Source organism: Acinetobacter sp. Q85-2, from assembly GCF_013420555.1.
GTDB classification, from domain to species: Bacteria; Pseudomonadota; Gammaproteobacteria; order Pseudomonadales; family Moraxellaceae; genus Acinetobacter; species Acinetobacter indicus.
In genome coordinates this window covers 1-12,256 of the sequence record NZ_VOXW01000036.1, presented here as the reverse complement: position 1 = coordinate 12,256, position 12,256 = coordinate 1, and the positions used below count along the sequence as shown (strand labels likewise).

Genomic DNA, 12,256 nt, shown 5'->3' with positions numbered 1-12,256 from the left:
TACCCAAACATCTGGAAAGTTTAATGGAGAAATCTAATCGGTATGTTATACCTGAGAGAAGAGTGAGGAGTTATCCAAGGGTTGTAAAAGGAAAACCTCAAAAATACCCAAGAAAAAGCCAGTCAATTTCTTAACTGACTGGCATTAATCCGGAGATGGGCTTTTGCTGGTATGGGAGGGATAAGAATTAAGGAATTTCTTCCTCTTCAAATTCCGGTTTTACCTGCACAATAAAGTCTTGACGGTTCAGACCACGCCACAGTGCAAAGGCGGTACCAATATAAATCGAAGAATAAGTCCCGACAAAGACACCGACAAACATGGCAATCGAGAACCATTTCAGGCCATCACCGCCCATCAGCATCATCGCCACCACCACCAGTAACAGTGTCATCGAAGTGTGGATGGTACGACGTAAGGTTTCGGTTAAGGCAATGTTGACCACTTCCAGCGGCGAAGCGCCCCGAATTTTACGGAAGTTTTCACGAATACGGTCCGAGACCACAATGTTATCGTTGAGCGAGAAGCCGATAATTGCCAGCAGGGCTGCCAATACGGTTAGGTCAAACGGCCATTGCATCATCGCAAAAATACCCACAGTCACGATAATATCGTGGAACAGGGATAACACCGCACCCATCGCCATTTTGAACTCGAAGCGGATGGTGACATAAATCAGCATCAGGATCAGTGCCAGTGCTACGGCACCTGCAGAACGTACATACAGCTCGTTACCGACCTGACCGCCGACCACATCAACCTTGGTTACATCAGCGCTGTTGCCCGGCAATTGTGCCGCGGCGGTAATGGTCTGGGTCAGGTCTTCGACTTCAATCTCGTCCTGCACCGGCATACGCACCATCAGGTCACGTTCAGAACCCAGGGTCTGTACCACCGGATCACGGAAACCGGCCTGTGTCAGGGCAGAAGAGACATCGCTGGCTTTCACCGGATTGCTGTAATTCAGCTCTGCGGCAATACCGCCGGTAAAGTCCAGACCCAGATTTAAGCCCTTAGTGGCAATAAAGAAGATGCTGGCCACAGTTAAAATGATCGAAAGCAATGCCGCCGGCAAAGCAATCTTCATAAACGGAATGACGCGCTCATCATCCGGACGGCCGTATTTTTTCGGGTTCAGTTGAGTATTCTCAGTCATCATCGATCTCCTTAAATGCTCAACTTTTTCAGGTTACGGCGTTTGCCATAAATGATCTGTACAATCGCACGGGTTACGGTAATGGCCGTAAACATCGAGCAGACAATACCAATCATTAAGGTCACGGCGAAGCCTTTAATCGGACCAGTACCAATTGCGAACAAAATGAACGCCACCAGGAAGGTGGTTAAGTTCGAGTCGAAAATGGTGTTATAGGCCCGGTCATAACCGGCTACGATGGCCTGTTTTGGTGAGGCCCCCCATTTGATCTCTTCCCGTATCCGCTCACAGATCAGCACGTTGGCATCGACCGCCATACCAATGGTAATCACGATACCGGCAATACCTGGCAAGGTTAAAGAAGCACCAATCCATGACATCACTGTCAGGATCATCGCCAGGTTAAATACCAGCGCGAAGTTGGCAATCACGCCAAACAGACGGAAGAACACCACCATCCAGATTGCAACCAGAATAAAACCGATCTGGGTCGAGGTTACACCTTTGTCGATATTTTCCTGACCTAGACTTGGACCAATCACACGTTCTTCAACGAAGTACATTGGAGCAGCCAGGGCACCGGCACGTAACATCAGTGCTAGTTCAGCCGCTTCTTGCGGTGAATCCAGACCGGTAATTCGGAACTGTGAACCTAATACCGCCTGAATGGTTGCGGCGTTAATCACCACAGATTCGGTGTATGGGGTCCGCACTTCAGTTTGGACGCCGGTTTCCGGATCAGTTACATAGCTGATGCGCTGCTTGTTCTCAATGAACAGTACCGCCATACGTTTGCCGACCGCATTACGGGTTGCATCTGCCATCAGCTTACCGCCAGCAGAGTCGAGGGTAATATTTACCTCGGCACCGCCAGTATCCTGGCTAAAGCCACTCGATGCATTCTGTACGCGCTCACCGGTTAAAATACGGCTACGGTTCAGCAGCAACTGACGGCCACTGTCGAGCGATTCAAAGGCAAAGGCTTCAGTGCCCGGTGGTAAGGTCTGACTGCTGAGCTGACCGGTATACGGGTCAATATGCTGATCATTCAGGTCAGAGACCAGACGGAATTCCAGATTCGCAGTACGACCCAGAACACGCTTGGCTTCAGCGGTATCCTGTACGCCCGGCAATTCCACCACAATACGGTTGCTGCCTTGGGTTTGGACCAGTGCTTCGGCCACACCTAGCTCGTTAATACGGTTACGCAGTGTGGTCAAGTTCTGGTTCACGGCATAGGATTCAATTTCCTGCTTGCGCGTGTCGGTATAGGTGAGGCGCAACATGGCACCATCTGTGGTGGCCAGGGCCTGCTGGTTAAACTCGTTGCCGTTACGGCGCAAGAAGTCCATTACGGCTGAGCGGTCGTCATTGTTGGCGAACTGCACGGTAATGGTGTTGTTATTCAAAGACAGGCTGTTGAATTTCAGTTTGTTGTCGCGCAGTTGGCGACGCAGGTCAGTCGCAGAGGTCTCCATGCGCTGGCTGATGGCCTTGTCCATATCCACTTCCAGCAGGAAGTGAACACCACCACGCAAGTCCAGACCCAGTTTCATTGGCTTGGCGCCAATTTTCTGTAGCCATTCTGGAGTGGTTGGCGCCAGGTTGAGGGCCACGACATAATCATCACCCAAGCCCTGACGTAATGCATCTTTGGCTTTAAGCTGTGCTTCACTTGAGTCCAGACGCAACAGGGCTGCGTTATTGGTAAAGCTGTTGTCATGGCTGGCAATATTTTCTGATTTTAGAATTTGCTCTGCTTTTTGTACGATGCTTTGGTCAATTTGGGTACCGGCTTTGGCCCCAGAAATCTGAACCGCAGGTTCATCTGGATACAAACTTGGCAGGGCATATAATGTACTCACCACCAGAACCACAAGGATGAGTAGATATTTCCATGCTGGGTAACGCATTTAATTTTCTTCTTAAAATGAAAAAGTCGTGCGGGCGCACGACTAATTTTTGATTAAAGGTTGTTTAATGTGCCTTCAGGCAGAACTGAAATCACACTGGCACGCTGAATTTTTACTTCTACGCCGCGGTTCAGTTCAACCACTGCAAAATCACCTTCAAGTTTGGTGATTTTACCCATCAGGCCACCAGCAAACACCACTTCGCTGCCTACGCCCAGGCTGTCGATCAGGGCGCGGTGTTCTTTGGCACGTTTTGATTGCGGGCGCCAAATCAGGAAGTAGAAAATTGCAATAAATACTGCAATCATCAAAAGGTTAGCAACCATGCTTGGTTGTTGTGCAGCTTCACCTGCTGCGTGAGCAGTAGAAATAAAAAGGCTCATTTCATTTTCCTAAACTAAAAACTGGAATCAATAACATTGATAATAAATTGACTTGTTCTGCAATTTACCCTGTCTTTTTCTTCAGCGCAAATACTGAAAAGATTAATCTTGCGGACAAGGCGGCACATCCAGACCGCGACGGGCGTAAAAGTCCTGTACAAAGTCATCAAAAGTGCCATTGTCCAAGGCATTACGGATATCTTGGGTAAAGCGTTGGTAATAGCGCAGGTTATGGATGGTACCGAGCATTGAACCGAGCATCTCGCCGCATTTTTCCAGATGGAACAGGTAGGCGCGGGTAAAGTTCTTGCAGGTATAACAGTCACAGTGCGGATCGAGCGGGCTCTGGTCATGACGGTATTTACTGTTACGAATCCGTACCAGACCATCGGTCACGAAATAATGACCATTACGGGCATTACGGGTTGGCATTACGCAGTCAAACATATCGACACCGCGGCGAATCCCTTCCACGATATCTTCCGGTTTGCCGACACCCATCAGGTAACGCGGTTTATCTTCCGGCATTTTGTTCGGCAGATAATCCAGTACCTTGATCATTTCTTCTTTTGGTTCACCGACTGACAGACCGCCAATGGCATAGCCATCAAAACCGACTTCTAGCAGACCATTTAAAGACTCATCACGTAAATCTTCATACATCCCGCCCTGAATAATCCCGAACAGGGCATTTTTATTTTCAAGGACATTGTGATGATGTTCTTTACAGCGTTTGGCCCAGCGTAACGACAGCTGTAAAGATTTCTGTGCTTCTTCATGGGTCGCTGGATACGGCGTACATTCATCAAAAATCATGACGATGTCTGAGTTCAGAACCTTCTGGATTTCCATGGAAATTTCTGGAGAAAGGAATACTTTGGAGCCGTCAATTGGTGAACGGAAAGTAACGCCTTCTTCTTTAATCTTGCGCATGGCACCCAGACTAAAGACCTGGAAACCGCCAGAATCGGTCAGAATCGGCTTGTCCCATTTCATGAATTCGTGCAGGCCACCATGTTCTTTAATGACATCCAGACCCGGACGCAAATACAGATGGAAGGTGTTGCCTAAAATAATTTGTGCTTGAATGTCTTCAATATCACGCGGGAGCATGCCCTTAACGGTGCCATAGGTTCCGACAGGCATAAACACGGGGGTTTCCACCACACCATGTTCAAGAGTTAAACGACCACGACGGGCGCGACCCGATTGGCCTAATTTTTCAAACTTCATACAGGTTCCAAATCAAGGCGAAAAAACAGTTCGCTGATTGTTTGCGCTAAAAGTTCATCATTTTCCTAGATTCTGCCGTGAATTGCTAGTTTTGATGCGTTTTCTTGGGTAAATATTGTGGAGGAAAATCATGGTAATTACATGGCATAAAACTGCTGAATCCGTTGCTGGATTTCATCTTTCGGGAGGGCAAACAGGCCCTGTTCATTACTGTCCATGGCGGCAATCGAGTGAATCAGACGCTGGATATACAGATTGCTGTCAATAAAGCCCGGTTCTAGCGTCAGCAAATAGGCGGCGTGGGCTATTTCCAGATAATCATAGGGTTCAATTTCCAGCAGCTGCGCCAGATCAATCAGCAGGTCTTTATCAATCTGCTGTAATTTTATCGCCGGTGGATGGAATGAAGCATCCAGCAGAGCAGGGCGCTGTTGATGGGCCAGAAACTCTTCTAGTAAGGGGCTCTGCGCATTCAGTTGCCGCGCAGAGTCCGCTGCCATTTGTGGCTGTTTGGCCACCTGCATGAAAAACACCATTGAACTCAGGTCCAGTCCATAGGCATTCGACAAGGCCTGCCGGGCCTGCTGAAACACATTTAGTAAAATCTGTAGGTGGTTCTGTTGCTCGGAGTCACGCTGCTGAGCCAGTGGATGCCCAAAAATATGACATTGCTGAAAGTAGTCTGTGAACAGGCGTTTAAACTGATTCAAATGCTGCTGATGCGGCTGGCTGCGATAGCGCCATTTCTGGGCCGACCATTTGTCATGGTCTGACAGATACTGGGCCGGATCTTCCTGCTCGCTAAACAGGCTGCGCCGGGTGGAAATGGCCAGATATTCAAAACCCAGATATTCATTCAGTACCAGGGCGCAGGCATAAATCTGGTCCTGTTCATACTGCTCATAAAGTTGAAAAAACTCGTGAATGAGTGCCGCTTGAAAGCTCTGCAGATGTTCTAACATGGTCGGGACTAACTTTTTTATTTTTAATCATGCTGTGGTAATGCCTGAGCTATTGTTGATATTTTGCTCAGTGTTCTGATTGTGACAAAGCGCAGCCAAATGTCAACCGGATGTCATCTGCGCGGGGAAAATCTCGCTGTAATCACGACAGGCGGTTTGACATTGAATCAAGAGGTCATCTTGGTTTTAAAAATTCGGGCGATACTCAAAGCCTTGCTGCATGCTTGGATCACGGAACGGGCGAATGGCTTTTTTGCCCAAAGTTAAGGTGTTAATGATGTTGTTTGGGAAAATCTGAATCTGGTTATTAAACAGCTCGACATTGCGGTTAAAAATGGTAATCGCAGCACCGACATTTTCATTCTGTTCTTCAATTTCGTGCATCATTTTTAAATAGATGTCATTGGCTTTCAGCTCAGGATAGTTCTCGACCACCACGTTTAGGTTGTGCAGCAGCTCTTTACTTAAACGCTCAATATGTTGCAGCTGGGCGCTGTCGGTACTGTCCAGTTTCAGGTTTAATACGTTCTGGCGCAGTTCGGTTACTTTGGCCAGCGTGCCCTGTTCAAAACTGGAATATTGCTCCACCACTGGAATCAGCTGTTCCAGAATCTTGACTTTCTGGCGTTCGTAACTGGTGACATCGGCCCAGGCACGAATACTGGCATTGTGATAACGCACAATACTGTTGCGAATCAGAATCCCGATAATCAGCATGGCCAGAATGATGGCCAGAAAAATCATCAATCCCATAGAAATCTCCCCACGTCCAAATTTATAAAAGCTGCAGCAAATGGCGTTGTAATTGTTCTAGATACGGTAATTTAAATGTACGCAGATGTCCACGTAAAGCCGAAATATCCTGAATGGTTTTATAGTTGCTGCTGGCCTGAAACAGGTTCTGGCTACCTACATAGCACAGGATTTTCTGTTCAGGATGAAACAGCAGATCGCCGGGCTGCACATTCAGGAAATTGGCCAGTTTCAGCACCACCGCCGGGGTCAGCTGCCGGGCCATCTGGTGGGTATCGGTGCCATAGATGTTTAACTGCCGGTTAATCTGAATATCACTGGTATGCCACGGCTGGGTATAGGGGTAAGCAAAGCTTTTACGCTGCGAGCTGAGCGCCAGTCCCTGTAACTCGACCCCAAAGACAATGGCACCCCACAGGAATTTTTCAATTTCTTTGAGCCGCATTTTGTTGCCATTCTGGTCTTGGACCTGAATTTCAGAGACATAGCGATATTCAAACAGCATCACCTGATGGGTCTGGCCCTGTTCATCCTGCCAGTGGGTCAGAGCATAGCGGCGAATGTCATTGCTGAGATTGCCTTGCTGGAACAGCGGAAACAGCTGTTTGATTTGCGCAATAAAACGGACCGGCTGGAAGATGACCTGTTCATGCCGGGGAATGCTGTTAAAGGCCAACTGATACTTGAGCGCCAGTGCCTGTTGCTCCAGTTCCTGAATGGCATTGGTGATTGGGCGGCTGGATTCATAACAGAGAAACGCACCAAAGATCAAAAGGCCTCCCAGCAGCAGACACAGCTGCAAGGCCCAGTGCGCCGGGGCCAGCCAGAACAGCAGGATCAGTATCAGGCCGATGATGCCAAGCAAAATTGGCAGCTTGTTTTCAAAACGCAGGCTGATCGGGGCATTCCAGGGATGCAGCCGGTCAAGCAGTTCCTGCTGGGATTTGGCTTGTGCACCAATTTCCCAGAGCCGGGCGAGATTATTCCACACCAGCTGATTCTTCTTGCGGCGAATATGAATGCTGTGCTGAATATTCTCGATTGGCATGGGACAGTGCTCTAGCTGTGGGCCTGATCAATCAGCATGGCATCGCCATAACTGAAAAAGCGGTAACGCTGAGCCACCGCATGTTGATAGGCACGCATGATATTTTCACGACTCGACAGGGCTGACACCAGCATCAGCAGGGTTGATTCAGGCAGGTGGAAGTTGGTGATTAGACGGTCTACCACTTTAAATTTATAGCCCGGATAAATGAAAATCTGGGTATCACCGGTCCAGGCGGCCAGTGTGCCACCGTGTGCCTGTGCTGCACTTTCGACTGCACGGGTGGCCGTGGTGCCAACTGAAATGACTTTATTGCCACGTGCTTTGGCCTGCTGGATCATCTCCACAGCGGCGGCTGGTACATCACACCATTCGCTGTGCATGATATGGTTTTCAATATCAGTAGTACGTACCGGCAGGAAGGTTCCAGCACCGACGTGCAAGGTTACAAAGGTTTTTTGAATACCTTTGGCTTCAAGCTTGGCCAGCAGTTCGGCATCAAAATGCAGGCTGGCAGTCGGGGCGGCAACACTGGCCAGTTTGGTTGGATCATTAAATACAGTTTGATAGCGTTCGGTATCAATCGCTTCTGCTTCACGGTTAAAGTACGGCGGAATGGGCAGGGCGCCGTAGCGATCCAGCACCTCTAGAATGGGCTGGGAAAACTCGACAATAAACAGGTTCTCATGCCGGCCTTGTACCGTGACTTTTACTTCATCTGGACCAATGAAGAGTTCAGCACCAGCTTTTGGTGAATTGCTGGCTTTAATATGGCAATGCGCAATAAACTGATCTTGCATGCGTTCAACCAGCACTTCCACAGCGCCACCGGTAGCACGTTTACCTTTCAGGCGGGCTTTCATGACTTTGGTGTCATTTAAGACCAGCACATCACCAGCTTCAAGTAAATCGACAAGATCGGTAAATTGATGATCTTGATACTGACCTTCGGCATTGACATGCAGCAGGCGTGAGGCGCTGCGCTGTTCCAGCGGGTAACGGGCAATCAGTTCATCAGGGAGATCGAAATTAAAATCAGAAAGTTGCATGGTTAAATAAATGCGCAAAACAATAACAGGATTGGGCGTAGTATATGCGTTTTTTGGTTTTATCGCTGAAATTGCCTAATTATAAGACAAAAAAAATCGGGTTGATTTATTTTTAAACAAATATGGGAGGCGAGCGTTGACAAGCGGGTGAAACAGTTTATTATACGCATCAACACCTTCCCGAGGTGGTGAAATTGGTAGACGCGGCGGACTCAAAATCCGCTGTCAGAGATGACGTGTCGGTTCGAGTCCGACCCTCGGGACCACAGATTTTAAAGAACCCCAAGCATATTCAGACTTGGGGTTTTTTATTGCCTCAAATTTATGGATAGCTATCTCATATCGCTTTGTTATTCGATACTGTATTTACAATCAAAAAATAAATGACTAATCGAGTATTTTGATCAATCCTGATTGCATATTTTAAGTTTCCTCCATAGCCGGTAAGACTCTAGGAAAATTTGTCGATGTGTTTTCCCTGTTTGATGTGAGTCCTCTTTTAGTTGAAGATATTCTGCGTAGTCCATGGTGACAGATACTTGTTTGCTTTTGCCAATATTAATTTCAATTTTTTGCATATAACAGGTGCTTGTTCAAAACGAGTAATAAGCATAATTTAAAATTGTAATTTCTATTGTAGGTTATTGAATACCAATGAGTTCACGTACGTACGCATGAAATATTTAAAGAGGGAAAATAGGTATTGGTTCAGCTTGTAATGAGTAGTGAGATAAAAAAACCGGCGCCTAAGCACCGGTTTTATTCACTTTACGAGCTTTAAAGCTAGTACAGCCTGATTAAGCGTTTAGTGATTCAATGATTTGGTTCAATGTAGCACTTGGACGCATTACAGCATTTACTTTTGCAGGATCAACTGCATAGTAACCACCGATATCTACAGATTGGCCTTGAACTGCATTCAATTCGCTCACGATCTTCTCTTCATTTTCAGCAAGAGATTGAGCGATCGGTGCAAATTTCGCTTTCAATTCTGCATCTTCGTCTTGCGCTACAAGTTCTTCAGCCCAGAATTTAGCCAGGTAGAAGTGGCTGCCACGGTTGTCCAGCTCGCCAGTACGACGTGATGGAGATTTGTCGTTGTCCAGCAGTTTGCCTGTTGCAGCATCTAAAGTCTTCGCCAGAAGTTTCGCTTTCGCGTTGTCTTCTTTAATGCCAAGCTCTTCTAGAGATACCGCCAGTGCCAGGAACTCACCTAAAGAATCCCAACGTAAGTGGTTTTCTTCAACCAGCTGTTGTACGTGTTTCGGCGCAGAACCACCGGCACCTGTTTCGTACATACCACCGCCAGCCATTAACGGCACGATTGACAGCATCTTCGCAGATGTACCCAGTTCCATAATCGGGAACAGGTCAGTCAGGTAGTCACGTAAGATGTTACCAGTTACAGAAATGGTATCCAGACCGCGAGCAACGCGCTCAAGCGTATAACGCATTGCACGGACTTGTGACATGATCTGGATGTCTAAACCGTCTGTATCGTGATCTTTCAGGTATTTTTGTACTTTCTTGATCAGTTCATTTTCGTGTGGACGGTACGGGTCTAACCAGAAGATGGCTGGCATACCAGAGTTACGTGCACGTGTAACAGCCAGTTTCACCCAGTCGCGGATTGGTGCGTCTTTCACCTGACACATACGCCAGATGTCGCCTTCTTCCACGTTTTGAGACATCAACACTTCACCTGTTTCCAGATCCGTGATGTTGGCAACACCCGCTTCAGGAATTTCGAAAGTCTTGTCGTGTGAACCGTATTCTTCCGCTTTTTGCGCCATCAGACCAACGTTAGGCACAGTACCCATGGTACGTGGGTCGAAGTTACCATTCCATTTACAGAAGTTGATCATTTCCTGGTAAATACGCGCGAAAGTCGATTCTGGCATTACTGCTTTACAGTCGTAAGGCTTGCCGTCAGCACCCCACATTTTACCGCCAGAACGGATCATTGCTGGCATAGATGCGTCAACAATTACGTCGTTCGGAGAGTGGAAGTTAGTGATACCTTTTGCAGAATCCACCATCGCCAGTGCAGGACGGTGTTCTTGACACGCGTGCAGGTCTTCGATGATTTCTTCACGTAAAGAAGTTGGCAGGGTTTCGATCTTCTCGTAAAGACCGGCCATACCATTATTGACATTAATGCCTAACTCGTCGAACAGTTTGCCATGTTTTTCGAAAGCATCTTTGTAGTAAATTTTCACACAGTGACCGAATACGATCGGGTGTGAAACTTTCATCATGGTCGCTTTTACGTGTAAAGAGAACAGGATGCCGGCTTCTTTACAGTCATCCAATTCTTTTTCATAGAAGTCGCAAAGCGCTTTTTTGCTCATGAACATCGAGTCGATGATTTCACCGTCTTGCAGCGCAACTTTTGGCTTCAGAACAATGGTTTCACCTGACTTGGTGATCAGTTCCATTTTCACGTTACGCGCGCGGTCTAAAGTCATGGACTTTTCGCCATGGTAGAAGTCGCCTTCGTCCATGTGAGAAACGTGAGTTTGTGACCACTGTTTCCACTCGCTCATTGAGTGCGGGTTTTTCTTCGCGTAGTTCTTTACTGCAGTTGGTGCGCGACGGTCAGAGTTACCTTCACGTAATACCGGGTTTACTGCAGAGCCCAGGCATTTGCCATAACGGGTCTTGATTGCCTTTTCTTCCTCAGTGGTCGGGTTTTCAGGGTAATCAGGAACCGCATAGCCTTTAGACTGAAGTTCTTTGATACATGCAGTCAACTGAGCAACAGAAGCACTGATGTTTGGAAGTTTGATGATGTTCGTATCTGGATCTTGTGTAAGACGACCTAGCTCTGCGAGGTTGTCAGTGACCTTTTGCTCGTCGGTGAGGTAGTCAGAAAATTCTGCGAGCACGCGTGCGGCCACGGAGATGTCACTTTTAACGATCTCTACGCCGGCCGGCTTAGTAAAGGTCTCAATAATCGGCAGCAGCGAATAAGTCGCCAGTAATGGCGCCTCGTCAGTCAGTGTGTAAATGATGGTTGACTTTCCACCAGCCATATATAGCCCCTTGCGTTGATTGAGTTTTGAGGGGGTGAAAGTGATGAATCAGCCCCTGCGAACCGGTTTGCTTAAGTAAAACCTTGAGAGTATCGACCCTCAAGCCTTTTCAGTCAACGTAATATCCGTGATAACGACATTTCGCTGAAAAATGATGCATTTTAATTCGTGATATTTGTGCCTGATTTGAATCCACACTTGCCTGTTTGGGGAAGAAAAACACTCAAAGAGCCGCTTTTTTCTTTCAAACTCGATCATTCCATCCAGCATATCTGTTAATTAGATTTGAATGATCAACCTGTTTTTTTCAATACCAAGAAGACAGGTCGATAATGCGATGAAGATTCACTGATCAGGCGGATATATTATCGCCCAAAAACATGAACAGAATATGTAAAACTAAAGTAACGTGCTGATCCCATCATCCGGTGAAAATTAACCCGGAAATTCTCTTAAAAATCCGATGAGTTTAAAGAAATCATACCTATTACCACACTGAAAAAAAAGTGTATAAAAATGTGCCAATTTATTTTTAACCAAAATCAGTTAAAGTAGTTTGCTGTTTAAAAAGAGATAAACAAAAGTAGTGAATTTATTTAGGGTCTGTTGACATTTCATAATGGTAGCCAAATAAAGATACAAGCTAAGGCAACAGAATTTTCATAGCTTTGCTTTAGCTTGTCATAGCGTGTGGCAATTCCTCTAAATTGCTTTAATCTAGCAA

Annotated in this window: 9 protein-coding genes, 1 tRNA gene and 1 pseudogene; 1 reads left to right on the top strand and 10 read right to left on the bottom strand. The window is 46.9% G+C overall.

From position 1 onward, the window contains the following. Positions 1-187: 187 nt before the first annotated feature. The 8 genes from secF to queA all read right to left on the bottom strand — a co-directional run bounded on the left by secF (position 188) and on the right by queA (position 8,497). Positions 188-1,159: a protein translocase subunit SecF gene (gene secF, locus FTT68_RS13740; RefSeq protein ID WP_171431673.1), complete on the bottom strand. Its 972-nt coding sequence runs from the start codon at positions 1,157-1,159 to the stop codon at positions 188-190. A gap of 8 nt (positions 1,160-1,167) precedes the next feature. Further along, on the bottom strand, positions 1,168-3,069 hold the full coding sequence (gene secD / locus FTT68_RS13735; protein ID WP_016658621.1) for a protein translocase subunit SecD: 1,902 nt from the start codon (positions 3,067-3,069) through the stop codon (positions 1,168-1,170). A 53-nt stretch (positions 3,070-3,122) separates the two neighbouring features. Continuing rightward, complete coding sequence (gene yajC / locus FTT68_RS13730) at positions 3,123-3,452, bottom strand: preprotein translocase subunit YajC (protein ID WP_005180065.1); 330 nt, start codon at positions 3,450-3,452, stop codon at positions 3,123-3,125. 102 nt (positions 3,453-3,554) lie between these two features. Next, positions 3,555-4,685, bottom strand: a complete 1,131-nt coding sequence (gene tgt / locus FTT68_RS13725; RefSeq protein WP_045796613.1) for a tRNA guanosine(34) transglycosylase Tgt — start codon at positions 4,683-4,685, stop codon at positions 3,555-3,557. Between the two features lie 137 nt (positions 4,686-4,822). Further along, positions 4,823-5,647 carry a DUF4303 domain-containing protein gene (locus FTT68_RS13720; protein ID WP_180057781.1) on the bottom strand — a complete coding sequence of 275 codons (825 nt, stop codon included), beginning with the start codon at positions 5,645-5,647 and terminating at the stop codon, positions 4,823-4,825. 186 nt (positions 5,648-5,833) lie between these two features. Continuing rightward, on the bottom strand, positions 5,834-6,400 hold the full coding sequence (locus FTT68_RS13715; RefSeq protein WP_168384223.1) for a LemA family protein: 567 nt from the start codon (positions 6,398-6,400) through the stop codon (positions 5,834-5,836). Positions 6,401-6,422: 22 nt separating this feature from the next. Then, positions 6,423-7,448, bottom strand: coding sequence for a hypothetical protein (locus tag FTT68_RS13710; RefSeq protein ID WP_180057776.1), 1,026 nt, complete (start codon positions 7,446-7,448; stop codon positions 6,423-6,425). An 11-nt stretch (positions 7,449-7,459) separates the two neighbouring features. Next, positions 7,460-8,497 carry a tRNA preQ1(34) S-adenosylmethionine ribosyltransferase-isomerase QueA gene (gene queA / locus FTT68_RS13705; RefSeq protein WP_168382661.1) on the bottom strand — a complete coding sequence of 346 codons (1,038 nt, stop codon included), beginning with the start codon at positions 8,495-8,497 and terminating at the stop codon, positions 7,460-7,462. Between the two features lie 179 nt (positions 8,498-8,676). On the opposite strand from queA, the gene FTT68_RS13700 reads away from it, so the two are divergent. Next, positions 8,677-8,763: transfer RNA gene (locus FTT68_RS13700), tRNA-Leu, on the top strand. 531 nt (positions 8,764-9,294) lie between these two features. Here the strand turns inward: FTT68_RS13700 and FTT68_RS13695 are convergent. Both FTT68_RS13695 and FTT68_RS13690 read right to left on the bottom strand, forming a co-directional pair. Continuing rightward, complete coding sequence (locus FTT68_RS13695; RefSeq protein WP_127801398.1) at positions 9,295-11,532, bottom strand: NADP-dependent isocitrate dehydrogenase; 2,238 nt, start codon at positions 11,530-11,532, stop codon at positions 9,295-9,297. A gap of 614 nt (positions 11,533-12,146) precedes the next feature. Beyond that, positions 12,147-12,256 (bottom strand): annotated as a pseudogene (locus FTT68_RS13690) (IS5/IS1182 family transposase); the annotation flags it as partial.